This window comes from Paraburkholderia sp. (genome assembly GCF_028283785.1).
In the GTDB taxonomy this organism is placed as follows: Bacteria; Pseudomonadota; Gammaproteobacteria; order Burkholderiales; family Burkholderiaceae; genus Paraburkholderia.
The window spans coordinates 263,565-288,993 of the sequence record NZ_JAPWKB010000012.1 but is presented as its reverse complement, the minus strand read 5'-3'; the positions used below and the strand labels follow the sequence as shown (position 1 = coordinate 288,993).

The 25,429-nt window shown below is 61.8% G+C and carries 23 protein-coding genes and 1 pseudogene; 13 read left to right on the top strand and 11 right to left on the bottom strand.

The features are described 5' to 3' along the window. Positions 1-277: 277 nt before the first annotated feature. From gyrB to dnaA, 3 genes are all read right to left on the bottom strand, one after another. On the bottom strand, positions 278-2,749 hold the full coding sequence (gene gyrB / locus PW947_RS13020) for a DNA topoisomerase (ATP-hydrolyzing) subunit B (RefSeq protein ID WP_299632529.1): 2,472 nt from the start codon (positions 2,747-2,749) through the stop codon (positions 278-280). Positions 2,750-2,862: 113 nt separating this feature from the next. Continuing rightward, positions 2,863-3,966 (bottom strand): DNA polymerase III subunit beta, encoded by a 1,104-nt coding sequence (dnaN, locus tag PW947_RS13015; protein WP_299632527.1) that lies wholly within the window; start codon positions 3,964-3,966, stop codon positions 2,863-2,865. A 310-nt stretch (positions 3,967-4,276) separates the two neighbouring features. Next, positions 4,277-5,899 (bottom strand): chromosomal replication initiator protein DnaA, encoded by a 1,623-nt coding sequence (gene dnaA, locus PW947_RS13010; RefSeq protein ID WP_299632525.1) that lies wholly within the window; start codon positions 5,897-5,899, stop codon positions 4,277-4,279. Between the two features lie 380 nt (positions 5,900-6,279). Here dnaA and rpmH point away from each other — a divergent pair, with 380 nt between their 5' ends. The 4 genes from rpmH to yidC all read left to right on the top strand — a co-directional run bounded on the left by rpmH (position 6,280) and on the right by yidC (position 8,955). Further along, positions 6,280-6,414 (top strand): 50S ribosomal protein L34, encoded by a 135-nt coding sequence (gene rpmH / locus PW947_RS13005; RefSeq protein WP_004198824.1) that lies wholly within the window; start codon positions 6,280-6,282, stop codon positions 6,412-6,414. Positions 6,415-6,436: 22 nt separating this feature from the next. After that, entirely contained in the window at positions 6,437-6,940 is a 504-nt protein-coding gene (gene rnpA / locus PW947_RS13000) for a ribonuclease P protein component (RefSeq protein WP_299632203.1), read from the top strand. 83 nt (positions 6,941-7,023) lie between these two features. Further along, positions 7,024-7,254, top strand: a complete 231-nt coding sequence (gene yidD, locus PW947_RS12995) for a membrane protein insertion efficiency factor YidD (RefSeq protein WP_299632201.1) — start codon at positions 7,024-7,026, stop codon at positions 7,252-7,254. Positions 7,255-7,284: 30 nt separating this feature from the next. Further along, positions 7,285-8,955 (top strand): membrane protein insertase YidC, encoded by a 1,671-nt coding sequence (gene yidC / locus PW947_RS12990; RefSeq protein WP_299632199.1) that lies wholly within the window; start codon positions 7,285-7,287, stop codon positions 8,953-8,955. A gap of 120 nt (positions 8,956-9,075) precedes the next feature. Here yidC and PW947_RS12985 read toward each other — a convergent pair whose 3' ends face one another. After that, entirely contained in the window at positions 9,076-9,498 is a 423-nt protein-coding gene (locus tag PW947_RS12985) for a helix-turn-helix domain-containing protein (RefSeq protein ID WP_299632198.1), read from the bottom strand. A gap of 371 nt (positions 9,499-9,869) precedes the next feature. Here PW947_RS12985 and mnmE point away from each other — a divergent pair, with 371 nt between their 5' ends. Together mnmE and PW947_RS12975 are read left to right on the top strand one after the other, a co-directional pair. Then, on the top strand, positions 9,870-11,270 hold the full coding sequence (gene mnmE, locus PW947_RS12980; protein ID WP_299632197.1) for a tRNA uridine-5-carboxymethylaminomethyl(34) synthesis GTPase MnmE: 1,401 nt from the start codon (positions 9,870-9,872) through the stop codon (positions 11,268-11,270). A 24-nt stretch (positions 11,271-11,294) separates the two neighbouring features. Beyond that, positions 11,295-11,714 (top strand): HIT family protein, encoded by a 420-nt coding sequence (locus PW947_RS12975; RefSeq protein ID WP_299632196.1) that lies wholly within the window; start codon positions 11,295-11,297, stop codon positions 11,712-11,714. A gap of 3 nt (positions 11,715-11,717) precedes the next feature. Here the strand turns inward: PW947_RS12975 and PW947_RS12970 are convergent, their stop codons facing one another. The 3 genes from PW947_RS12970 to PW947_RS12960 all read right to left on the bottom strand — a co-directional run bounded on the left by PW947_RS12970 (position 11,718) and on the right by PW947_RS12960 (position 13,124). Further along, positions 11,718-11,867, bottom strand: a complete 150-nt coding sequence (locus PW947_RS12970) for a hypothetical protein (RefSeq protein WP_299632195.1) — start codon at positions 11,865-11,867, stop codon at positions 11,718-11,720. Between the two features lie 285 nt (positions 11,868-12,152). After that, a complete protein-coding gene (locus PW947_RS12965; RefSeq protein ID WP_299632194.1) occupies positions 12,153-12,317 on the bottom strand; it encodes a hypothetical protein in 165 nt (54 codons plus the stop codon). A 180-nt stretch (positions 12,318-12,497) separates the two neighbouring features. Further along, positions 12,498-13,124: a LysE family translocator gene (locus PW947_RS12960; protein ID WP_299632193.1), complete on the bottom strand. Its 627-nt coding sequence runs from the start codon at positions 13,122-13,124 to the stop codon at positions 12,498-12,500. A 490-nt stretch (positions 13,125-13,614) separates the two neighbouring features. On the opposite strand from PW947_RS12960, the gene sap1 reads away from it, so the two are divergent. After that, entirely contained in the window at positions 13,615-13,956 is a 342-nt protein-coding gene (gene sap1 / locus PW947_RS12955; protein WP_299632191.1) for a surface attachment protein Sap1, read from the top strand. A 495-nt stretch (positions 13,957-14,451) separates the two neighbouring features. Further along, a complete protein-coding gene (locus PW947_RS12950) occupies positions 14,452-15,006 on the top strand; it encodes a YaeQ family protein (protein ID WP_299632190.1) in 555 nt (184 codons plus the stop codon). 48 nt (positions 15,007-15,054) lie between these two features. On the opposite strand, the gene PW947_RS12945 is transcribed toward PW947_RS12950, so the two are convergent. Beyond that, on the bottom strand, positions 15,055-15,471 hold the full coding sequence (locus tag PW947_RS12945) for a VOC family protein (RefSeq protein WP_299632189.1): 417 nt from the start codon (positions 15,469-15,471) through the stop codon (positions 15,055-15,057). A gap of 422 nt (positions 15,472-15,893) precedes the next feature. On the opposite strand from PW947_RS12945, the pseudogene ada reads away from it, so the two are divergent. The 3 genes and pseudogenes from ada (at position 15,894) to PW947_RS12930 (ending at position 19,685) form a co-directional block, all read left to right on the top strand. Continuing rightward, positions 15,894-17,097 (top strand): annotated as a pseudogene (gene ada / locus PW947_RS12940) (bifunctional DNA-binding transcriptional regulator/O6-methylguanine-DNA methyltransferase Ada). Positions 17,098-17,341: 244 nt separating this feature from the next. Further along, positions 17,342-18,958 carry a glutamate--cysteine ligase gene (gshA, locus tag PW947_RS12935; RefSeq protein ID WP_299632188.1) on the top strand — a complete coding sequence of 539 codons (1,617 nt, stop codon included), beginning with the start codon at positions 17,342-17,344 and terminating at the stop codon, positions 18,956-18,958. A 217-nt stretch (positions 18,959-19,175) separates the two neighbouring features. Beyond that, positions 19,176-19,685 carry a hypothetical protein gene (locus PW947_RS12930; RefSeq protein WP_299632186.1) on the top strand — a complete coding sequence of 170 codons (510 nt, stop codon included), beginning with the start codon at positions 19,176-19,178 and terminating at the stop codon, positions 19,683-19,685. Between the two features lie 89 nt (positions 19,686-19,774). Here PW947_RS12930 and PW947_RS12925 read toward each other — a convergent pair whose 3' ends face one another. Together PW947_RS12925 and PW947_RS12920 are read right to left on the bottom strand one after the other, a co-directional pair. Further along, a complete protein-coding gene (locus PW947_RS12925; RefSeq protein WP_299632184.1) occupies positions 19,775-21,367 on the bottom strand; it encodes a DHA2 family efflux MFS transporter permease subunit in 1,593 nt (530 codons plus the stop codon). A gap of 178 nt (positions 21,368-21,545) precedes the next feature. Further along, entirely contained in the window at positions 21,546-22,079 is a 534-nt protein-coding gene (locus PW947_RS12920; protein WP_299632182.1) for a MarR family transcriptional regulator, read from the bottom strand. Between the two features lie 251 nt (positions 22,080-22,330). Between PW947_RS12920 and PW947_RS12915 the strand changes: the two genes are divergently transcribed. Both PW947_RS12915 and PW947_RS12910 read left to right on the top strand, forming a co-directional pair. Beyond that, complete coding sequence (locus tag PW947_RS12915) at positions 22,331-22,696, top strand: hypothetical protein (RefSeq protein WP_299632180.1); 366 nt, start codon at positions 22,331-22,333, stop codon at positions 22,694-22,696. Positions 22,697-22,988: 292 nt separating this feature from the next. After that, positions 22,989-24,560: an efflux transporter outer membrane subunit gene (locus tag PW947_RS12910; RefSeq protein ID WP_299632179.1), complete on the top strand. Its 1,572-nt coding sequence runs from the start codon at positions 22,989-22,991 to the stop codon at positions 24,558-24,560. Between the two features lie 29 nt (positions 24,561-24,589). Here PW947_RS12910 and PW947_RS12905 read toward each other — a convergent pair whose 3' ends face one another. Further along, on the bottom strand, positions 24,590-25,369 hold the full coding sequence (locus PW947_RS12905) for a type II secretion system protein N (RefSeq protein ID WP_299632178.1): 780 nt from the start codon (positions 25,367-25,369) through the stop codon (positions 24,590-24,592). Positions 25,370-25,429 lie beyond the last annotated feature (60 nt).

Here is a 25,429-nt window from a genome sequence, read left to right as displayed (position 1 = left end):
AACGACTCCTGGGCCGGGCGGGTTTGCTGAGAAACGGCGCGTGGCGGGTTGTCAGGGTTGAGCGTCGACTACACGGCGGGTGGATCCGGTTCATGCTGCCGTGTGGTTAGCATGATATAGCGTCAAATTTGTGGGGTTGGGGACGGGGTGAGCGGCGGGGTTGGTTTGAAATGAAAAAAGGCCCGCGATGGGGAATCACGGGCCTTTTTTAGTGCGGCTTGTGGTGGGGGGAGTGTGAGGTTTTAAAGCCTGGGTGGGGCTTTGAGGGGCTCACACATCAAACGTCGATATTCCCCGCGCGCAACGCATTCGACTCGATAAACGCACGACGCGGTTCCACGTCGTCGCCCATCAACGTCGTGAAAATGCCATCCGCCGCAATCGCGTCTTCGATCTGCACGCGCAACAAACGACGCACCGAAGGATCCATCGTGGTTTCCCACAACTGGCCAGGGTTCATTTCACCCAAGCCTTTATAGCGCTGCTTCGAGACGTTGCGCTCCGCGTCGGCAATCAACCACTTCATCGCGTTCTTGAAGTCGTTCACAGCCATGCTGCGCTCGCCGCGCTTGATCACGGCGCCCTGCCCGATCAAACCCTTGAACGTATTCGCGGTGTTCAGAAGCTGGAGATAATCCGCCGTCAGCTGGAATTCTTCGTCCAGCACCGACACCTTCACGTTGCCGTGATGCGTGCGTTCGACGCGCAGCGAACGCAGTTCGCGCACCGCGTCGTACATCGGACGGACCTTCACTTCAGGCTTCAACGGATCGTCGCGCAGCTTGGCTTCCAGCGCGACCGCAGATGCCTCCGTGGCCTCCTGGCTGGACAGATCGATCGAGATGCCATCCATCACCGCTTCCAGCGCACCCGCGTCGTACAGACGGCTCAGACGGTCCACCACGGCCTTCGCGAGCAGATACGACCGCGCCAGTTCGCCCAATGCGTCACCGGCGATCGGCGTGGCGTTCTCGCCCGGCATCAGTTCCGACCCATTCAGCGCCAGCTTCAACATATGCGCGTTCAGTTCGGACGCGTCCTTCAGATACCGTTCGTCCTTGCCCGCCTTGATCTTGTACAACGGCGGCTGTGCGATATAGATATAACCGCGCTCGATCATTTCCGGCATCTGACGATAGAAGAACGTCAGCAGCAGCGTACGGATGTGTGCGCCGTCGACGTCAGCGTCGGTCATGATGATGATGCGGTGATAACGCAGCTTGTCGAGGTTGTAGTCGTCCTTGCCGATCCCGCAACCCAGCGCGGTAATCAACGTGACGATCTGCTCCGACGACAGCAGCTTGTCGAAGCGCGCCTTTTCGACGTTCAGCACCTTGCCGCGCAGCGGCAGGATGGCCTGGAATTTCCGGTCGCGACCCTGCTTGGCCGACCCGCCTGCGGAGTCGCCCTCGACGATGTAGATTTCGGACTTCGCCGGATCTTTTTCCTGGCAATCCGCCAGCTTGCCCGGCAAACCGACGCCGTCGAGCACGCCCTTGCGACGCGTCATTTCACGCGCCTTGCGCGCTGCATCGCGCGCACGCGCAGCATCGACGATCTTGCTGACGATGATCTTCGCGTCGTTCGGCGTTTCGAGCAGGAAATCTTCGAGCGCCTTCGCGACCACGTCTTCGACCGGCGCACGCACTTCCGACGACACCAGCTTGTCTTTGGTCTGCGCGCTGAACTTCGGCTCAGGCACCTTCACGGACAGCACGCACGACAACCCTTCGCGCATGTCGTCGCCGGAGGTTTCGACCTTCGCCTTTTTCGCGACGTCGTGATCGGCGATGTACTTGTTCAGCACACGCGTCATCGCCGCGCGCAAACCGGTCAGGTGAGTGCCGCCGTCGCGCTGCGGAATGTTGTTCGTGAAGCACAGCACGTTTTCGTTGTAGCTGTCGTTCCACTGCATCGCGACTTCGACGCCTACGCCGTCTTTCTCGCCGCTGATGTGGAAAATGTTCGGGTGCAGCACGCTCTTGGTCTTGTTGATGTACTCGACAAAACCCTTCACGCCGCCGACGAATGCGAAATCTTCTTCCTTGCCCGAGCGTTGATCGGTCAAACGGATGCGCACGCCGTTATTCAGGAACGACAGTTCGCGGATACGTTTGGCCAGAATGTCGTAGTGGAATTCGACATTGCCGAAGATCGTCTCGTCGGCCATGAAGTGCACTTCGGTACCACGGTTTTCCGTGTCGCCGGTCACCTGAATAGGCGACACGGCCACGCCGTTGATTTCTTCGATCAGGCGGTTTTGCGGCACGCCACGGTGGAATTCCATGAAGTGCTTCTTGCCATCGCGGCGGATCACGAGGCGCAGCCATGCCGACAGCGCGTTCACGCACGACACGCCCACGCCGTGCAGGCCGCCGGACACCTTGTAGCTGTTCTGGTCGAACTTGCCGCCGGCGTGCAACTCGGTCATCACGATTTCAGCGGCGCTGCGCTTCGGATCGTGCTTGTCGTCCATCTTCAGGCCGGTCGGCACGCCGCGGCCGTTGTCGGTGATGGAGATGGAGTTGTCCGCGTGGATGATCACCTGGATGTCGTTACAGTGACCGGCGAGCGCCTCGTCGATCGAGTTGTCCAGCACTTCGAACACGAGGTGATGCAGACCGGTGCCGTCCGACGTATCGCCGATGTACATACCCGGCCGCTTGCGCACGGCCTCCAGACCTTCGAGGATCTGAATGGACGAGGCGCCGTAGCTGTTGTCGGGTTGCGATGGGTTCGTATCAGTCATGGATTTTTTCCGGTTCTGCGTTGCTGCAACGTTACTGCTCGGGACTTTTCAAAACGCCATAAAAACGCCAAAGGGGCGCTGCGCCCCTTGGAGTGTTTTAGGTGGTGGACGCGTTAGATGCGCATCGGCATCACGACGTACTTGAATTCGTCATTCTCGGGGATGGTGATCAGCGCGCTCGAACTCGCGTCGCCCAGGCTCACCTGCAACATGTCGACCTTCAGGTTCGCGAGCACGTCGAGCAGATACGTGACGTTGAAACCGATATCGACGCTGTCGCCCGTGTAGGCGATTTCCAGTTCTTCTTGCGCTTCTTCCTGGTCCGCGTTGGTGGACATGATCTTCAGCTGGCCCGGCTCGATGATGCAGCGCACGCCCTTGAACTTGTCCGACGTCAAAATGGCCGCACGTTGCAGCGAGCGCTGCAGTTCTTCACGGCCAATCACGAACGTATTTTTGTGCGACTTCGGGATCACGCGCTGGAAGTCGGGGAACTTGCCTTCCACCAGCTTGGACACGAGTTCGACCTGGCCAAACGTGAATTTGACTTGCGTAGGCGCAATGTCGATTTTCAGCGTGTCGTCGATGTCTTCCAGCAGACGCTGGAGTTCGAGGATGGTCTTGCGCGGGATGATGACTTCCTGGCGCGCGAACGATCCTTCGATCTTCATCGACGAGAACGCGAGACGGTGACCGTCGGTGGCGACCGCCATCAACTGGTCGCCGTCGACGACGAGCAGCATGCCGTTCAGGTAATAGCGGATGTCCTGCTGCGCCATCGCGAAGTGGACCATGCCGAGCAACTGGCGGAACGTTTTCTGGGGAACCGCGAGGTTCGCGCCGAAGTCTTTAGCTTGAGCGACTGTCGGGAATTCGTCGGCGGCCAGCGTTTGCAGGGCAAAGCGGCTCTTGCCGGACTGAACCGTCAGGCGCTTGTCGTTCAGCGTCAGCGTCACCTGCCCGTCGGGCATGGCCCGCAGAATGTCGAGAAGCTTGCGCGCGGCAACCGTGGTCGCGACGGATTCGCCGCCCACGCCGAAACCGGCGTGCGTGGTGATCTGAAGCTCGAGGTCGGTCGACAGGAACGACACGTCATCGCCGTTCTTGGTAATCAGCAAATTGGCGAGGATCGGCAACGTATGGCGGCGTTCGACGATGCCGCTCACGGTTTGCAGCGGCCTGAGGAGGTTATCGCGTTCGGTCTTGACCAGTTGCATAGAGTTCCTTCGTTGATGTGACGGCCTGCGCGCCTCGTCCGGCAGCTTTTCCCGACGCGGCCCCGGCCCCCCGCCGGTGCGACGCCGCGCCAGCAAGGCGCAAAACCCGCCTGCGGCCACCGGGCGTTAAACCTGTATTGTGCCTGAAAACAGAACCGCTCCACTAAAATGGGGGCGACTCACGAAATAAACAGAGCGCTTTTTGCGACGGCGCGCGCCAATGCGCGCTGCGGCCCACGTGCCGGGCGTTTGCCGCGACTGCGTCGCGAGAATCCGTGACCGGCGCAAGCTCGAAAAACCGCTGCCGGGATCAACCCTTCAGCGTCTGTTCGAGCACGTGCAATTCGTGGTTCAGCTGTGCATCCTTGCTGCGCTCGTCGGCGATCTTGCGGACCGCGTGCAGCACGGTCGTGTGATCGCGTCCGCCGAACAGCTCGCCGATCTCCGGCAAGCTCTTCTGCGTCAATTCCTTCGCCAGGTACATCGCAATCTGACGCGGTCGGGCGATATTCGCCGGACGCTTCTTCGAGTACATGTCGGCGACCTTGATGTTGTAGAAGTCGGCGACCGTTTTCTGGATGTTTTCCACCGAAATCTGCCGGTTTTGCACCGTCAGCAGGTCTTTCAGCGCTTCTTTGGTCAGTTCGATCGAGATCTCGCGACCGTGGAACTTCGAGTACGCGAGAATCTTGCGCAACGCGCCTTCGAGCTCACGCACGTTCGAGCGCAAATGCTTCGCGACGAAGAACGCGACGTCTTCGTTCAGGCTCACGCCTTCCGACTGCGCCTTGCGCATCAGGATCGCGACGCGCATTTCAAGTTCCGGCGGTTCGATCGCGACGGTCAGGCCGGAATCGAAGCGGGAGATCAGCCGGTCGTCGATACCCGAAATTTCCTTCGGATAGGTGTCGCTCGTGATGATGACCTGCGCCTTGTTCGCGACCAGCGCCTCGAACGCGTAGAAGAACTCTTCCTGCGTGCGCGACTTGCCCGAAAAGAACTGGATATCGTCGATCAGCAGCAGGTCGAGCGAATGGTAATAACGCTTGAAATCGTCGAACGCCTTGCGCTGATACGCTTTCACTACGTCGGACACGTACTGTTCCGCGTGAATGTAGCGGATGCGCGCGCCCGCCTTGTCCATCAGCAACTGATTGCCGATTGCGTGGATCAGGTGAGTCTTGCCGAGGCCGACGCCGCCGTACAGAAACAGCGGGTTGTACGAGATGCCCGGATTGTCCGCGACCTGAATGGCCGCGGCGCGGGCCAGCTGGTTGGCCTTACCGGTCACGAAATTGTCGAAGGTCAGCACGGGATTCAGCTTCGAGCGCTCGTACATCGAGTCGTTCTCGCCGTTGCCGTTCGGCGCGCTCGCGCTTTGGCCCGGACGCCACGCGCGACGGGCGGCGGCAGCTTCGTTAGCGTCGAGGCTCGGCAGATCGAGGTCGGCGTGGTCGTCGGCGGCGGCTTGCGCGTGGGCGGCGGCGTTGGCCGCAGCGGCATTGGCGCGCGCGATGGCCTGCGCGCCATGATTCACCTGGGCGGACTGAACCGCGTGCACGGCTGCGTCGACGGCGGTCATGCCGCCGTGTTGCGAATGGGGCTGGTGAGCGTGATGACTGCCGCCCATCGGCGCGGGCGCAGAGGCTGGCCGCGACGGCGCCGCAGTGGGCGCGCGCATGCCGGCTTTCGGGTCGAGCACGAACTGGACGTCGACCGGGGCGTGCCAGAAGTCGCGGGCCATGTCGGTAATACGGCCGGAAAACTGGCTCTTGACCCAGTCGAGCTTGAAGCGATTCGGCGCGGCGATGGAAAGCGTGTTCGCAGCGGCGTCGAAGGCGACCGGGGCCAACGGTTTGATCCACGTTACGTACTGCTGAGGCGTCAGCTCACGCTCCAGCAATGCGGAACAGTGTTGCCAGAATTCGTTCATCGAGTGCTGTCGTTATGGTGCGCACGGCGCCCCGCCGCTGCCCCTGTCGCGTTGTCGCAACAAGGCCCTGAGCAGGAAGGCGGAACGGCTCCGGGTGCTTGTGCCACAAGGGTTTGCGGGGCAAGCGAGCCGGAGCGGCGTGCTGGATTCTCGGGAGTTAAGGCGAGATTCTAACGCCAAAACGATGGGCCAAGGGAGTTATCCACAGGGACGGATCATCACGGCGAGACTGTCGCTGTCAATCGGACCACGCTCTAAACTATTGACGGTCAACGGAAAACCGGTTTAAATAGCGGGTTCCGCGAAAACCAATCCGTGAACCACCGGACATCGCTCCTTTATGTGATGCTCGCGCGGTCAATTCTCAAAGTGAGAGCAACATGAAACGTACTTACCAACCTTCCGTTACCCGTCGCAAGCGCACCCATGGTTTCCGCGTCCGTATGAAGACTGCTGGTGGCCGCAAAGTCATCAACGCACGTCGCGCGAAGGGTCGCAAGCGCCTCGCAATCTAAGGCTGCGAGCGGATTGCGCGCCGTGTCCGACACCCGCGTTGCAGCGGGAACGGTAGGGGCGCCGCAAACGGGCCCGGTCTCGTTGCGAGCGCAAGCTGCCTTCCCCAAAGCCGCAAGGCTGCTGAAAACGGATGAATTTTCATCCGTTTTTCGTTTGCGCCCGTGGCGACGCACTGCACATTTCGTCGTGTATGCGCGGCCCACCGGCAACGAATCGCGCCTCGGCCTCGTGATCGGCAAGAAATATGCGCCGCGCGCGGTCACCCGCAATCTGGTGCGCCGCCTCGCGCGTGAAGTATTCAGATTGCGTCGCGCGGATTTCGGCGGTTGGGACGTGTTGCTGCGCCTGCATACGAAATTCGACAAGAAAGCGTTGCCGTGCGCGTCGTCTCCGCCGCTTAAAGCGCTGTGTCGCAGCGAAATAGAGGCGTTGCTCGATAAAGCCGCGCGCGAAATCGCCCGTCGCGAGGCCGTGCCGGCCGACGCGTCGGCGGCATCGTCCGTTGCTCCGCCGCCGGCGGCGTAACGCTCGCGACACGCCTGTGCGGTCATGCCGCACGGCGCGTCGCCCGGAATCACCCTGTGCGGCGCTGTCCGACCGCTCTTGCCATGCAAACGGTACTTTTCGCTTTACTGCGTTTCTACAAGGTTGCCGTGAGCCCCCTGCTCGGCAACCGGTGCCGTTTTTACCCTTCCTGTTCGGATTACGCGCGCGAGGCAATCCAGTATCATGGCGCCGCGCGCGGGACTTACCTCGCCGCCAGGCGCCTGTGCCGTTGCCACCCGTTTTCCGCGGGCGGCATCGATCTCGTCCCGCCTTCCACCTCTGAAAAGCGCTGACGCGCCGTTCCATCGACACTGAGACAACGCATGGATATCAAACGCACCGTCCTATGGGTCATCTTCTTCATGTCAGCGGTCTTGCTGTTCGACAACTGGCAGCGCGACCACGGACGCCCGTCGATGTTCTTCCCGGGTGCCACGCCGACGCAGACCGTCGGTAGCGCAGCGCCGGGTACGACGACTCCGGGAACCCAGCCGGCCGACCTGCCGGCCACGAACGCGACCACCGCCGCTGCACCGGGCGCTGTCGCGCCGGCCGCACAGGCGCAACTGGTTCACTTCACCACTGACGTCTACAGCGGCGAGATCGACACGCGCGGCGGTACGCTGTCGAAGCTGTCGCTGGTCAAGCAAGGCGACGGCAAGCAGCCGGACCTCGTGATCACGCTGTTCGATCACACCGCGAACCACACGTATCTGGCGCGCACGGGCCTGCTCGGCGGCGATTTCCCGAACCACACGGACGTCTTCACGCCGGTCGCGAATCAGCCCACCGGCCTGACCGGCGACGAAAAGTCGTTCAAGCTCAGCTTCGAATCGCCGGATAAAGGCGGCGTGAAGGTCGTCAAGACCTACACGTTCACGCGCGGCAGCTACGTGATCGGCGTCGACACGAAGATCGTCAACGTCGGCACCGCGCCGGTCAGCCCGACGCTGTACATGGAACTCGTGCGCGACAGCGAACCGGTCGAAACGCCGCGCTTCTCGCACACGTTCATCGGACCGGCTGTCTACACCGAACAGCATCACTTCCAGAAGATGACGTTCGGCGACATCGACAAGAACAAGGAAGACTTCGCGAATCAGGCCGACAACGGCTGGATCGCGATGGTTCAGCATTACTTCGCGTCGGCATGGATTCCGCAGCAAGGCGCCAAGCGCGACATCTACGTCGAGAAGATCGATCCGGCGCTGTATCGTGTGGGCGTGAAGCAGCCTGCCGGCACGATCGCACCGGGACAATCGGTGGATATCTCGGCGCGTCTGTTCGCGGGTCCGGAAGAAGAGCGCATGCTCGAAGGCGTCGCGCCGGGTCTGGAACTGGTCAAAGACTACGGTTACGTGACGATCATCGCAAAGCCGCTGTTCTGGCTGCTCGAAAAGATCCACAGCTATGTCGGTAACTGGGGCTGGGCAATCGTTCTGCTGACGCTGCTGATCAAGGCCGTGTTCTTCCCGCTGTCGGCTGCGAGCTACAAGTCGATGGCGCGCATGAAGGAAATCACGCCGCGGATGCAGGCGCTGCGCGAACGCTTCAAGGGCGATCCGCAGAAGATGAACGCCGCACTGATGGAGCTGTACAAAACCGAAAAGGTCAATCCGTTCGGCGGCTGTCTGCCGGTCGTGATCCAGATTCCGGTGTTCATCTCGCTGTACTGGGTATTGCTGTCGTCGGTGGAAATGCGCGGCGCACCGTGGATTCTCTGGATTCACGATCTGTCGCAGCAGGATCCGTTCTTCATCCTGCCGGTGTTGATGGCCGTATCGATGTTCCTGCAAACGCGTCTGAACCCGACGCCGCCGGACCCAGTGCAAGCCAAGATGATGATGTTCATGCCGCTGGCGTTCTCGGTCATGTTCTTCTTCTTCCCGGCTGGCCTCGTGCTGTACTACGTGGTCAACAACGTGCTGTCGATCGCCCAGCAGTACTACATCACCCGCATGATGGGCGCGAAGAAGAAAGAAAAAGCCGCCTGAGCGTCGGGTGCGTTCCGGAAGCCGCCGCGCTTCCGGCGCATCTCGCGAAAGCTGCGATAAAAAAAGCCGCCAGGTGCAAACCTGGCGGCTTTTTTCATTCCGGATGGACTGACCCGTGAGCTACTTGTGGCTATCGTCGCCATAGAACTTCGTGACGATTTCCTGCAAGAGATAACGGTCGTGGGGCGACATCGAATCGATTTTGGTAGCGAGTTCGATGATTTCAGGTGACGGCTGGTACTTTTCGCCGCGAACCACTGGCTTGGGTATGCCACGACTCGGCACACCCGGCGACGGCCCGTAGTGCAACCAGTGCAGATCGACGCCGAACCACTCGGCGAGCGTTTGCAATTTGTCAGGCGTTGGAATGGTCCGGCCGCTCAACCATTTATGGGCAGTTTGCGGCGACACCGGTTGACCCGACCTGTGACGCAGGTTGAAGTGCATCGCGAGCGCGGTCCCGCCCTTGGGTTTCTCGGGCGTTTGTCTCATCGCGAACCTGAGTCGGTCTGAGAAGGCTTGTTTTTCTTTGACTGTCGGCATGATCGAGATTGTGCAATCGCGATGTCCGTAGGTAGGCAACCATGCGCGCTAAATTGCGCGTAGCGTCGGCATTTATAGCTCAAACATTGATCTAGTCGAGGGCGCCGTATTTCGTTTTTTGCAAAGGCGCAAAGCCTTGTGTAGCAAAGTTGTGAAGCCGCGGGGCAATTTACGAATTCGGAACGCCGTCCTCTTGATCCTAGCTTACCTAGGATATATCCGTAAGTGTCTTATCCTGATAGCCAATCGTCCTAGAAACTCTCAATAACGCATGCCGAAGCGCGTATGACGCGCGCGATACAATGCGTCGCGTTCGATCCGCAATCCGTGCGGGTCGGACGAAATTCCCGTCCATTCTTTCGCCGATTCCTATGCTCGCCACCGATTCCGATCCGATCGTCGCCATTGCCACAGCGCCCGGCCGCGGAGGCATCGGCGTCGTACGGGTTTCGTTTGGCCGCGCGGGCGACGCCGCCGCCGAACCGCTGATGCGCGCGCTGACCGGCCAGCTGCTGGTGCCGCGCCACGCCAGTTACGTGCCGTTCCTCGACGCCGACGGCAACGCGCTGGATCGCGGCATCGCGCTGTACTTTCCCGGCCCGAATTCCTACACCGGCGAGCACGTTCTGGAACTGCAAGGTCATGGCGGCCCGATCGTGCTGCAGCTGGTGCTGCAGCGCTGCATCGAGGCGGGCGCGCCGTTTGGCGTGCGGCTTGCCGAACCCGGCGAGTTCACGCGCCGGGCGTTTCTGAACGACAAGCTGGATCTGGCACAAGCCGAAGCGGTCGCCGATCTGATCGAAGCCAGCACGGAGGCGGCCGTGCGCTCGGCCGGACGGTCGCTGGACGGTGCGTTTTCGCGGGACATTCACGCGTTGGTCGAAGAGGTAATCACGCTGCGGATGCTGGTCGAAGCGACGCTCGATTTCCCCGAAGAGGAAATCGACTTTCTCGAAGCCGCCGACGCGCGCGGCAAGCTGACACGCATTCGCGAGCGTCTCGCGCAAGTGCTCGGCGAAGCGCGGCAAGGCGCGTTGTTGCGCGAGGGGTTGTCGGTCGTGCTCGCGGGTCAGCCGAATGTCGGCAAGTCGTCATTGCTGAATGCGCTGGCCGGCGCCGAGCTCGCGATCGTCACCCCGATTGCCGGCACGACCCGCGACAAGGTCGCGCAGACGATCCAGATCGAAGGCATTCCGCTGCATGTGATCGATACGGCCGGCTTGCGCGAAACCGAGGATGAAGTCGAGAAGATCGGCATTGCGCGGACGTGGAGCGCGATCGAAAAAGCGGACGTCGTATTGCACCTGCTCGATGCGCGGATCGGGATGACAGCGGAAGACGACTTGATCGCCGCGCGTTTCCCACGAGGCGTTCCGGTCGTCCGAGTGATGAACAAGACGGATCTGACGGAGATGGCGCCGGAAGTGCGCACGCTCGACGCGGGCAAGCGCGCGGATGTGTGCGAGGTGCGACTCTCGGCGAAAGTGGGCGACGGCATTGCGTTGCTGCGTGCCGAGTTGCTGCGGATCGCCGGTTGGCAGGCGGGCGCCGAAAGCGTGTATCTGGCGCGCGAACGGCATCTGATCGCGCTTCGCGCAGCACGCGAGCATTTGCAGATGGCCGCGCAACACGCCGATCAGAATTCACAGGCGCTCGATCTGTTCGCCGAAGAATTGCGGCTTGGCCAGGATCAATTGAACTCGATCACAGGCGAATTCAGCTCGGACGATCTGCTTGGCGTGATTTTTAGCCGGTTCTGCATAGGGAAGTAATTCACCGTCACTTTGACCGACATCATGACCTACGACATCTCGAATCCCTTCGCCCGCATCCTGCGCGGCGAACTGCCGTGCATCAAGATCGCGGAAACCGACGCCGCGATCGCCATCATGGATCTGATGCCGCAAGCCGACGGCCACGTCCTCGTGATTCCCAAGGAACCGGCGACGCAGATTTTCGAGTTATCGGAAGCGTCGGCGGCCGAAGCGATGCGTTTGACGCGCCGCGTCGCGATCGCGGTTCACGCCGCATTCGAACCGGACGGAATGTTTATCGGCCAGTTCAACGGAGCGGCCGCCGGACAAACCGTGCCGCACGTCCATTTTCACGTGATTCCGTGCACCGAAGGCCAGAGCTTGCGCATGCACGCGCGTGAAATCGCGCCGCAACCGACGCTCGAAGCGTTCGCCGAGCGGATTCGCGCGGCGTTCACTTAACGGTTAATCCGGCGTCGTCCAAACAAAAAGCCCCGCAGTAATCGCGGGGCTTTTTTCAATATCGATGCGGCGGCGGTGGCGGCGGCCGATGCTGATGATGCCGCGGCGGAGGCGGCGGCGGAATCCGTCGGCAATGACGCTCCAGCCGGCCATGCACCCACACCCGCTTACAGACCACACGCGAGTGACCGCGCGCTTCGGCGGTCCCAGGCAACAAAACGGCCGCACTGGCGGCCGCGATCACAAACAACGAAATCAACTTGCGCACAAACCCTCCTTTCTAACGCGGCCCTATTTTAAGACCATATGCTCCAATAGGACGGCAACGTCAGAAACGCGGGGTTTGATCGGCGAATACGTCAGGGAAAACGCACAGTTGTCCGCCATGTCGCCACGCATGCGCGACACGCACGAAACGGATTCCCGATTCGCCGACGCTCAATGATGGCGAATGCTCCGCAACGGATGACGCCAGTCGATATGGCGCGCTCGCACCCGGCGCGGTTGCAGGCGATGCTCCTGCCACAGTTCGTCCGAGAACAGGAAAGCGACTATCACCAGCGGCACGACCAGAAACGCGCCCAATATCAGATTCTCGATCACGGCTCCCTCCCAATTCAGCCAGGTCCGTGAATTCATTGTAGACGGCGTTTGAAAAGCTGCTTTCCGGCCGTTAGCGCGGCGCGTCCGGCTGCGCACCACGTGCGGGGGCGACCGTCGCCCGCAAGCCGCTGAGCGGGCGTTACGGGCGTTTGCCGCAGATCGCGGCGGCCGAGGTCAGTTTTAAGCTGCCGCTTTCTTCCACGTCGCGGCGAACACGCCGGCAGCCATCAGCAGACCGCCGCCCGTCCGGTTGACTGCGCGCTGTACGCCGGGCTTGCGCACCGCGCGCCGTGCCGCCGACGCCAGCAACGCATAACCGAACGCATTGGCCGTCGCGAGCAGCACGAAGGTGGCTTCGAAAACGACGATCTGCAAGACCGGCGCGTTATGCGGATCGATGAATTGCGGGACGAACGCGACAAAGAAGACGATGCTCTTCGGATTGAGCGCCGTCACCGCGTAGGCATGCGCGAAAATCCGGCTCGTCCGGGTTTCGTCGGCGGCGGGTGTGTCGCCGGTGTTGATCGGCGCGCGCCAGAGCTTGATGCCGAGATAGATCAGATACGCCGCGCCGACCCATTTCAACGCAGTGAACATCGCCGCCGACGCCGCCAGGATCACGCCGAGTCCGAGCATCGACAACGTCATGGACGTCAGATCGCCGAGCGCGACGCCGGCCGTGGTAACCATCGCGTATCGGCGCCCATGACCGAGCGCGTAGGACACGACGAGAAGAACCGTAGGACCGGGAATCGCAACGAGGATCGCGGAGGCGATCGCGAAAGGTAGCCAGTTGGCGAGTGTCATGGGGCATTGTCTCCGTAGTAGATGCCGGATTTATCCACGAACTTTTGCGCAGCGCAAGCCGCTTCCGAATCCGGATTCGCGAGCGCACCAACAGCAATAGGCACCGTTCTTGTCCTGCAACCGCCCCATTGCGCGTTGGCCGCCGATTAATCAGCAAAATGAATTTGTGTGCAATGCATCAAATCGCGTTTGCGTTGTATTAACTCGCTTAAATTCGCATGCGTGTTTACGCGCATGCTTCGCGCTCAAGCTTATTCAATAACCCTTCACCGTTATTCGCGACACGCGGTTGCAACGGGAAAACCGGTTTTAAAACAGGCATTAAGCTGAAACACGAGCCGATTCCAGGGTGCGGCAATTCGCCGCTGTTGCGAGCGCACACAAGATGTGCTTGTCGTTCGTGCAATGTCCTCTACATTGAAAGGCGTGGGTAAAACCGTGAAGTTAAACGCATAGCTAACCTCAGTAAATCGCCGCTGGGAGGCATCACATGAAAACGTCAATTACGCTTCTCTTTGCCTTTGCTGGCCTGGCCGCCATTTCGGTCGCGCAAGCGCAAGACTCGATGGTCAAGCCTGAACAAATGATTCAACTAAAAGCAAATGCTTATGGTTGCGTGTCGAAAGATAAACTCGACGCTGCCGATCAGCATGCGCAAGCAGGCGAACAGCAGAAAATGCAGGAATTCTTCAGCGGCTATCAATGTCTGTCGACGCCTGAAAACTCGAATTTCAGAGTGTTGCGGGTCGTCGGACATGACGTCGAGTTCGTCAATGCGGGAAATAGCGACACGCAAGGGCTCTGGACAAGCGATCGGTTTATCAAGCAATAACTGTTGGTCTAAAACCGACACTATTGCCGATGTTTTATCGCATTGAAGGCAACATGCCCGCCAGTTGAATGGCGGGCTTTGCATGCGCCCGCGACGTTAAAACTCAAATCATTCGTAGCGCTGCGCGGCCGCATCGTTATCGACGTTGCGAACCGGTTTACCGCTTCTCCCAAAGCGCCTCTCGCGCGCCATTCCCGCTGTAAAAACGTACTGCCGCGCAAACCGCAGGGTTTTCGCGCGGCATCGACGGCCTTCTGCCTTAAACGACGCGCAGCCATGTCCGGTGCGCGCGCGCCATATTCGGTATCATCACGCGCCAGCCTCCTCACGCCGATGGCACGCTAAATGCGTCGCTATCGTCAAAGCCGCCGTTTCACGTCGCGGCATCGACCGACCGTGAAGGAGCAGGCAATGTTCAAACATCACAACAGACGGCAACGTGCCGCTGACGATCCCTTTTCAGTGCGGCCCGCAGGCGCGGGTCCCCGGATTTTCATGGCTCTCAAATCGACGATTTACAAGGCAGAAATTCAGATTGCCAATATGGATCGGCATTACTACGCCGACCATGCGCTGACGATCGCGCGTCATCCGTCCGAAACCGATGAACGGATGATGGTGCGTGTCGCCGCATTCGCGCTGTTCGCGCAGGAAAGACTGGAGTTCAGCAAGGGCTTGTCCGACGCCGACGAACCCGATCTCTGGCAGAAAGATCTGACCGGCGCGATCGAAACGTGGATCGAAGTCGGCCAGCCCGACGAACGCCGGATCTCGAAGGCGAGCGGCCGCTCGAACGAAGTGATCGTGATCGCGTACGGCGGCCGCACGTCGGACATCTGGTGGCAAGGCGTGCGCAACAAGGTCGAACGATTGCGCAACGTGACGGTATGGTCGCTCGGCGAAGAAGTCGCATCGGAATTGAGCGGTCTCGCGGAGCGCACGATGCGTCTGCAATGCACGGTGCAGGACGGCCAGGCATGGCTGGGCAGCGCCGACGCCGATCCGGTACCGATCGAATGGACGGTGTTGAAGGCGCCGACCAAATCGTAATTCCCGTTGCAGACCCGATGCGCGGTGAAACGTCTCGACGTTTCGAGGCTACGAAGCCGACGCGCGCGGGTCGCCTTTGAGTTCGATCATGTTGTCCTCCGGATCGAACAGATACAGCGACGGTCCATAACCGTCCGCGCCATAACGCTCCGCCGTTTCCCCGATCCGCACGCCGTTCGCCCGTAGATGCGCGGCCAGCGCGTCGCGATCGAACCCGTCGATGCGCAAACACAGATGATCCATGTTCCGACCCGCGCCCGGCGGGCCGCTTTCCGCGCGATCGAGTTTGCCGCCCACTTGCAGCAGATCAATCAACGACCGGCCGGCGCGTAACTGGATCAGTCCAAGATCGCGCTGTTCTTTTTCAACGGTGCAACTCAGCACATCGCAGTAAAAGCGCGTGAGCGTATCGACGTCGATCGTCCGGATGACGACGTGATCGATCTCGCGAATCAGAATTTTCATACGGTCTCCGCGCAAAATCAGGCGTGTTCTGACGGAGTGTAGGAGACGCGCGTGGCGCGTGAGAGTCGGCTTTTTTACGGGCCGATTATGCGCGGTGATTCAAACGCAATAGACGAAAAAAAACCCACTCACTGGGAGCGGGCTTAATCCATATCAGGAGGAGACATGGAGGAGACAAGAATCACTATACACATTGGGTTGGTGCGACGCAATAACTTTTTAAGGGAAAACCCGATGGGGTGTCACTTTGTCGCAGATGCCCACGGGCCGGGCGTTCCAGCGGTTTTTGGGGTGCGCAATTACGTGCTCAACGACGTTTGATTGCCGAATGCGATGCGCAATGACAGAGCAATAAGCGGAGCGTACTGTGACGGGATGCGAATTACCTTGAGGGTCATCGAAACCCTCTATGTGGGCACATCATGTATCGCACTGAATTCAATGCTTCCGGCAACAGCAACGCAGCCAGTTTCACCGTCGATTCCGAACGATGGGACGCCATCGTGGGTCGCGATGCACGCGCCGATGGTGCGTTCTTCTACGGCGTGCGCACGACCGGCGTGTTTTTGCCGGCCATCGTGCGCATCGCGCTTGCCGCGTCGTGAGAACGTCGATTTTTTCGCTTCCGCAGATTCAGCGCGTACAGCCGGTTATCGCGAGTGCAAGCGTTGTCAGCCGGATGGTTTGCCGCGCGAGATCGAGATCGTCAAACGTGCATGCGCCGCGCTCGACGCCGATCCGCAGCAGCGTCTAACGCTCGCGCAATTGAGCGATGCCGTGCACGTCAGCCCGTTTCATTTGCAGCGTCTGTTCAAGCGCGTCGTGGGTGTGTCGCCGCGTCAGTATCAGGCCGCGCGGCGTGGCGCATCGTTGCGCGATGCGCTGCAGCGTGGCGCCGACGTTACGCGCGCGACCGTCGATGCGGGCTTCGGTTCGCCGTCGAGAATGTACGAGAGCGCGTCGGCGGAACTGGGCATGGCGCCATCCGCGTACCGGAAGAAGGGCGCGGGTCTGACGGTGTACTACGCAAGCGCGCCGACGCCGCTCGGTCAGGTGCTGGTCGCGGCCACCGCCAAAGGCTTGTGCAAGATCGCATTCGGTGACGACGCGGCCGTGCTCGCCGACGAAGTGCGCGCCGAGTTCGCCAATGCCGATCTGCGTGACGACGATCGCTACATCGCGCCATTTCTCGCGCAGATCGATGCGTATCTGCACGGCACGCGTCAGCATGTCGAGTTGCCCCTCGATATCGCCGCGACCGCGTTCAAACAGCGTGTGTGGGACGCGTTGCAACGCATTCCATACGGTGAGACGCGCAGTTATTCGGACATTGCGGAAGCGGTGGGTTCGCCTCGCGCGGTCAGGGCGGTCGCGAGCGCGTGTGCGACAAATCCCGTTGCGTTGGCGATTCCCTGTCATCGTGTCGTCGGAAAGAGCGGGGCGCTTGCAGGATATCGCTGGGGCTTGGGGCGCAAGGCAGCGCTGCTGGCGGTCGAAGCGCAGGGTGCATCGCACGAAGCTGGCAACGCCACGGCGAATACATCGGCCGCCCGGCCGACGACGACATCCACGACAACCGCACCGTCCGCTGCGCGGATCAAAACCGGTGAACCGACACCGACCTGATCCGCAGCCGGTCGCAACCCGGTCTCACGCTGCCGTCGAAGCAGCGCAACCGGCGTTCCGGCGTGGGTTCGGGGTCGATCGGGAGCGTCTGAAAATTGCGTCCAAAGTCGCGTCAAGCAGCCGTTACGGCGAGATGTTAAAGTGCCCGCTACCGAAAATTCCGCCGAACGTTGTCGACCGCACACAGTCATGCTCACCTGGCTGCAAGCGGCACCTGGCGGCCGACAACGCTTGACACGCATCAATGCCAAACACGACCTCCTCCCGCACGACCGACGCGCTTTCGCACCGCCTGTCCGTGCTGACTTCCGGGCCGCAGCGCGATGCGCTGATTACCGGGCTGCGCGGCATCGAAAAGGAAAGTCTGCGCGTGCTGCCGGACGGCGCGCTAGCGCTGTCGGAACATCCTCGCACGCTCGGATCTGCGCTGACCCATCCGTCGCTGACCACCGACTATTCCGAAGCGCTGATCGAACTGATCACGCCCGCGGAACACGACGCGTCCATTACGCTCGACAAGCTCGACACGCTGCATCGCTTCGTCTACGAAAAGCTCGACGGCGAACTGCTGTGGAACAACTCGATGCCAGGCGTGTTGCCCGAAAAAGATGAAGGCATCCCGATCGCGCGTTACGGTTCGTCGAATATCGGCAAGCTGAAGTACGTGTATCGCGTCGGGCTGTCGCTGCGGTATGGCCGCACGATGCAGTGCATCGCGGGTATCCACTACAACTATTCGCTGAACGAAGAAGTGTGGCGTTTGCTGCACGTCGATCAGCAATCCACGGTCGGCGCGGTCGATTATCAATCGGAGCGCTATCTCGCGCTGATCCGCAATTTCCGCCGCACCAGCTGGCTGCTGATGTATCTGTTCGGCGCGTCGCCGGCGCTCGACCGGCGCTTTTTGCGCGGCCGTCCGCACAACCTGGAATCGCTCGACGCCGACACGTTGTATCGCCCGTACGCGACCAGTTTGCGGATGAGCGATCTCGGCTATTCGAACACCGCCGCGCAAGCCGAACTGCATGCCGACTACGACACGTTGCCGGGCTATCTCGACGCGCTCGCACAAGCCGTCAGTCAGCCGTATCCGGCGTACGAAGCGATCGGCACGCAGCGCGACGGCGAGTGGGTGCAGATCAACACCAACGTGCTGCAGATCGAAAACGAGTTCTACTCGACGATCCGTCCGAAGCGCGTCACGTATCCCGGAGAGCGTCCGTTGCATGCGCTGGCCTCGCGCGGCGTGCAGTATGTCGAAGTGCGTTGCATGGATATCGATCCGTTCGAGCCGACCGGCATCTCGCTGGAAGCCGCGCGTTTCCTCGATGCGTATCTGCTCGTCTGCGCGCTCGACGACAGCGCACCGCTGCCGCCCGACGCGTACTGCGAAGCAAATCGCAACTTCGGTCGCGTGACGCTCGAAGGCCGCAAGCCTGGCCTCGAACTGTCCCGCGACGGACAGCCGGTCGCCATGCTCGACTGGGCCAACGAATTGATGGCGAAAATCGACAAGGCGGCCGCCGTGCTCGATACGCTGCGCGGCGACACCTCGCATGCCGATTCGGTACGCTTACAGCGTGCAAAACTCGCGGACGCATCGTTGACGCCGTCCGCGCGTGTGTTGCAAACCATGCGCGACAAGCAGCAGAGCTTCCTCGATTTCGCGCTCGATCTGAGTCAGGCGCACGCGGACTTTTTCCGCGCGCGTCCGCTCGATCCGGCCGAGTCGAAAGCATTCGACGATCTCGCCGCGCAGTCGCTCGCGCAGCAGGTGCAACTCGAACACGACGAAGTCGGCTCGTTCGATGCGTTCGTCGCCGCGTATCGGGCGTATACGCTGAACCGCTTCAGCGTGTAAGTCGCGACGTGCGTTGCGTTTCGCATTGCAGCGCAGCGTCATCGGCAGTGAAAAGGCAGCGTTTCGACGCTGCCTTTTTTATTGGCATCGCGCCAATGCCCCGTCCCACCTGATCGTTTTTCGTCCGGGCACGCGATCTGCATCAAGCTTCGGGCAGGTTTTGAAACGTGCTCACGCCGCTGCGGTCCAACCTGCATTACGACGGAGGAATCACGCGATGAAGAAGCTTCTGTGCGTCATGCTGTGTGCGCTCGCCGCAGGATGCTCGACGCGTGGCCAGGTCGATCCGGACGTCATGCAGGTCGCCACCAAGCCGCTGACGTGCGCGAACCGCAGCGAGTGCGACGTGTGGTGGCAGCGCGCGCAAACGTGGGTGAAAAGTCATTCCCGCTACGATTTGCAGGCGAATACCGACACGCTGATCCAGACCGCCGGTCCCGACGGCGGCAAGCGCGCGCTCGCATTCCAGATTACGCGAGCGCCGAACAACGACGGCACCGCGACGATCGGCTTTGCCGCGCATTGCGATAGCTCGCTCGGCTGCAAACCGAATCCGTGGGAGGCGGGCGCGGACTTCAAGGCGTTCGTGCGCAGCGGCACCGAGAGCCCGCCGCCGCACGGCGGCGCCGGTCCCGCGCCGGCATCGGGCGACGCCCACTTGCCGTTGCCCGATTCGACGCCCGCGCAATCGACCAGCGCGCCGGGCGTCGAGCCCGCACCGCAATAAGCTCGCAAATAAGAAAACGGCGCACGTAAGGTGCGCCGTTTTTGTTTCTACTTTCTGCCGCAGCGATTGCTGTTGCAGCGCGCAACGCGTCAATGTCCCATCGACGGGCCCGCGCCCTTGCGCGGCTTGGTGATCCACACCACCACCGCGAGCACCAGAAACGCAACGCATGACACGCGGAAGAAGTCGTTGGTGGCGAGCATGAAACCCTGATCGGTGACGACGCTGTTCAGTTTCACGGTCGCCTGCTGGCCGACATAGCCGATCTGCGCCATCGCGTCGCGATACGCGCTGGTGTTCGCCGAATACGCGCTCACCGACTCCGCCAGCACCGCGTGGTGATAGATCGCGTCGTTTTCCCAGAACGTCGAACTGACGGCGGTGCCGATCGCGCCCGACAGCGTCCGGAAGAAATTCGACAGCCCGGATGCGCTGGCCAGACGCTCGTCGGACACGCTCGACAACGTGATCGTCGTCATCGGCACGAAGAAGCAGGCGACGCCGATCCCTTGCACGAGTCGCGGCCAGATTACCTGGTTGAACGCGACGTCGAGCGTGAACGTGGAATTCCAGAACGACACGCCCGCGAACACGATAAACGCGAAACTCGCCACCATCCGCAGATTCAGACGATGCATGTTCTTGCCGATCATTGGAGACAGCACCAGCGCCAGTAGGCCGACCGGCGCGGTCGCGAGACCTGCCGCGCCCGCCGTGTAGCCCATCACCGTCTGCAACCACAGCGGGAAAATCACCACCGAGCCGAAGAACGCCATAAACCCGAACGAAATGATCAGCACGCCGAGCGCGAAATTGCGGTCCTTGAACAGCGTCAGATCGACGATGGGCTGCGCGTCCGTCAGTTCCCACACCAGCAGGAACGCAATCGAGATCACCGAAATGATCGCCAGCGCGACGATGAACGACGAGTTGAACCAGTCGCGGTCCTTGCCGAGGTCGAGCACCATCTGCAGACACGCGACGCCGACCACCAGCAAGGTCAGACCGATCGCGTCGATCGGTACCTTCATGGTTTTGGTTTCGCGGCCGCGCAGCAACAGGAACGCGCACGCGGCGGAGAACAGCCCGACCGGCAGATTGATGTAGAAGATCCACGGCCACGTGTAGTTATCGGTGATCCAGCCGCCCATCACGGGACCGAAGATCGGCGCGGCGATCACCGTCATGGCCCACAGGCCGAGCGCGAGGCCGCGCTTTTCGGGCGGATAGCTGCGCATCAGGATGGTCTGCGACAGCGGCACCATCGGACCGGACACCAGCCCCTGAAGCAGCCGGAACCCGATCAGCGATTCGAAGTTATGCGCCAGCCCGCACATTGCCGACGCAATTGTGAACAGCAAAACGGACACCGTGAACAGCTTGACCTCGCCGACCCTGCGCGCGAGCCAGCCGGTCAGCGGCACCGCGATCGCCGATGCGACCGAGTACGACGAGATCACCCACGTGCCTTGCGTCGTCGCGACGCCGAGGCTGCCGGAAATGGTCGGCACGGCCACGTTCGCAATCGACGTGTCGAGCACTTCCATGAACGTGCCGAGCGCGAGCCCGACCGTCAGCAGCGCGAGGGCGCCACCGCTGAGCGGCGCGGGTCCGGCGGCGGGAGCGGGTGAGGGTGACGGGCCTTCGATCGGCTCCGGCGCGGCGGATGTCGTTGTAGACATGGGTCGGTTCTCACGAATTTGCGCAGAAAACTTGCCGTAGCATGCAATTTTGGCCTCGCTTCAAGGCCGCTTGCATGCTCGTGCACCTTCTGCCCAGACAGATATTCGATGTTCAAAGTGCACCCCGAAGGGCGCGGCGGATACGTCTGCGTCTGGAGGTTTAGCGCCGGTCCCGGCGTCAGTCTTCGTCGTCCGGATCGCCGAACCCGCAACCGCCGATGCACCCGCCGACGGCGTCCGCGTTTTCGTCGCTGCCGTCCGCCGGACGGCCGTTTTCGATGAAACGGCCCAGCAGGCCGATCAACGTGGCGAGGTCGTCGGCGGAGAAGCCGCGCAGCTGGTCGTTCAGCACCGTCGCACCCAGCGCAGGCAGTTGCCGCGCCGCGTCCTTGCCTTGCGGCGTCAGTTCGAGTTCGACGATCCGGCGATCCGCATCGCTACGCGAGCGCACCACGAAGCCTTTCTTTTCAAGGCGATCGAGCATCCGCGTCATCGATCCGCTGTCGTACGACATTGCACGCGACAACTCGAGCGGCGTGTTTGCGCGCCCGCTCGACAGCATCAGGATCACGCCGATCTGCTGCGACGTCAGCCCCAACGGTTTGACCGCGCGATCCGTTCGTTCGACCAGCACGTTGCGCGCTTTCGACAGGTAATAGCCGAGACTCGTTTCGAGCTGAATCTGGTCGGCTTGATAGTGGCTGTCGGTCATCTCGATGGGGGTTACGCTGAAATCCGGAAATGCTGGCGAAATTTTATCTGCCTAAGCAGTGATGTCAATCCCGACAAAATCTGCCGATCGACACCTAAAAACAACAACGCCAAAAAAGTTGGTATGAAGTATGTTGAAATTTACTTGCATAGTCAATATTATGACAGTCAATGAGTTACGCGCGTTTGCCGCGACTTTGTTTCGACCCGCTGTGCCGCGCATCGCATTCTGCCGCGCGTAAGGACGCTCCGATGCTGTACCTGAAAAACACCCTCCACGGCCTGAGCCGCTCGATCGCCGGTTCCGCAATGCAAACCTTTCAAGGTCCGCATCGCTGGTGGAAACTCGCGCTGTACGCGGTGTTGTTCGTGCTGCCGGGCGGGTCGCTAGGGGTGATGGTTTTCGCGTGGATCGATCATCGGCGGCAAGCACGTGCGGCGCGGGTCGTGCCGGCCGCACGTCTGACGTCGAACGCTGGAGCGGGCGCATCGGCGGCGAACCAGCCGGGTGCGGCATCCGCTGGCGGCTGTCAGTCGCGCGCCGACGCAGCGCCGTGTCGCGCCGCTGCGGGCAAGCACAAGCAGCCGCGCCAGGCCTGCTCGAAACCGCTTAACTAAGCGGCATTCGGCGCGCCGTCCTGCCGTCTCCAGTCACGCCGCATCCTCTCTTTTCCAGGCCGACCGTCGCGTCGGCCTTACATCGCCGTAACAGCAGGTAACCGATACCTCACCGCCGGTTACACACCTGCGACCCGACCCGCATTAACCTTGTGTTTTCATCGTGGCGAACGCGGCCTGCGCTACCATTCCGGATAGCTGCGGCCACCGTCCGCGACGTCGCGGGTCGGCCGTCCGGCGCCGTCCGCATTCCGCCATGAACCCGTCAGTCGAATCGACAGGAATCCACTGCATGCCGTTTGATCGAACCTCGCGCGCGCGGGCCGTTGCGCCGCGCGTCCTGACCGTCGCCACTGCCGCCGCATTCGCGACGCTGCTTGCCGCCTGCGCGGTCGGTCCGGACTATCACCGGCCGGACGCTGCGGTGCCCGCGTCGTACAAGGAAGCCGCGCCGGGCTGGAAAGTCGCCGAACCCGCCGATCAACACGACCGTGGCACGTGGTGGACGATCTACAACGACTCGCAACTGAACGCGCTCGAAGACAAGCTGAACACGGCGAACCAGACCATCGCGCAATACGCGGCGGCTTACCGGCAAGCTCGCGCGCTGGTCGCGGAAGCCCGCGCGTCGTACTTCCCGATCGTGACCGCATCGGGCTCGGCGACGCGCTCGAAGAGCGGCAGCGTCACGTCCAACTCGGGCACTACCAGCCGCAGCGGCATCAACAACACCTACAACCTCGCGCTCGACGCAACGTGGGAGCCGGATCTGTGGGGCAGCGTCAGCCGCACGGTCGGCGCGCAGAAAGCGGGGCAGCAGGGCGCCGCCGCCGATCTCGCCAACGCGCGTCTGTCGGCGCAAGCCACGCTCGCGCAAACCTATTTCTCGTTGCGCGCGCTCGACGCGTCGCAAAAGCTGCTGGACGACACCGTCGCGGCGTATCAGCGCTCGTTGACGCTCACGCAAAACCAGTACGCGGCCGGCGTCGCCGCGCGCTCGGACGTGATCCAGGCGCAGACGCAGCTGCAATCGGCGCAAGCGTCCGCGATCGATAACGGCGTGGCACGCGCGCAGGACGAGCATGCCATCGCCGTGCTGGTCGGCGAACCGGCATCAACTTTCTCGATTGCCGCTGCGCCGCTCGACGCAACGCCGCCCACGGTGCCCGCGCAATTGCCGTCGTCGCTGCTCGAACGGCGGCCCGACATCGCCGCGGCAGAGCGCAAGGCAGCGGCAGCGAACGAACAGATCGGCGTCGCGATTGCCGCGTTTTTCCCGACGCTAACGCTATCGGCGTCGGGTGGTTTCGAAAGCTCGGTGTTCTCGCAATGGCTCACCGCGCCCGCCCGTTTCTGGACCCTCGGACCGCAACTCGCCGCCACGATCTTCGACGCGGGTTTGCGCAAGGCGCAAACCGACGCCGCGCGCGCCACGTACGACCAGGACGTCGCCACGTACCGTCAGACGGTGCTCGCCGCGTTCCAGGACGTCGAAGACAATCTCGCGTCGCAGCGCATTCTCGAACAGGAAATCGTCGTGCAGGAGCAGGCGGTCGCGTCGGCGAATCAGGCGCTGGCTATCGTCACGAATCAGTACAAGGCGGGCACCGTCGACTACGTCAACGTGCTGACGGCGCAAACCACCGCGTTCACCGCGTCGCAAAAACTGTCTGCGCTCGCGGGTCAACGGATGGTGTCGTCGGTGGGTCTGGTGAAGGCACTCGGCGGCGGCTGGGACGCGTCGCAAATGGATCAGGAAACCGGCAGCGTCGCGGCGCCCGATGCGGCGTCGGCGGCTATGCCCGCTTCGGCCGTGCCGGTTGCGAAGGCGGCCGGTGCGCCGCAACAGCCGCGCGCCAACTGAAGCACGGCGCCGGGCGTCCGGCGTCGCGTTCAGTGGACGAAGCTCAGCAGCACCGTATTCGGGCCACTCGGCCGTCCGAGCAGATTCAGCAGGCCCGCGAGATTGTCGTGGGTTTCGGGCGTGCTGCTGGCCGAGCCGTGGAACGACGTCGAACTGGCCGTCACCGTGCCGTGTCCGTCGAGCATCAACGGACCTTTCTGCGTAGACAGGTCGAGCGTCGATACCGCGCCTTGCGCCTGGAACACCAACCGGTACGACCCGAGCGGTTTCACCATCGATACCCGCGAACTGACGTCGTTCAGCATCACCGTCAACTGACCGAACGCCTGCTGGTTGAAGCTGCGCCAGTCGCTCCAGGTCAGACGCACGTCGCCCTGCAGATCAAGCGTGTTGAATGGCGCGCCCAACCCCGACAGCAACGACACCGGCACCGCCAGCGCGCCTTGCGTGACGACAGCGCCGCGCGGCGTCGCGTCGACGGTAATCGGGTCGGGCATCGCCTCGCTTTGCAGCATCTTCATCCGCAGACGACCGGTGAACAGCGGCCAGAATGCCGTATGCCACTCGATCCGTCCCGGCAACAAGGTTGCCGCGCTCGTATCGGAACCGGCGGCCAGCATCAGCGTGGCCGAGCCATGCCACAGCGAGCCGGCCGGATCGACCAGATTGACGTGACCGCCCGTGGCTTTGGCAAACTGCGGCGTGATCCACGCCGCGGGCAACAGCGCGAGCAGCACGGCGCCGCTCGACAACAGCGCGACGACGAGCCAGGGCAGGGCGGCACGCAAGCGCAACGTCCAGAAGTTCATGCGAATTCCCGATACAGATTCTTTTGAGTCAGACGACGCGTGCGGCACGTAGCACGCAGA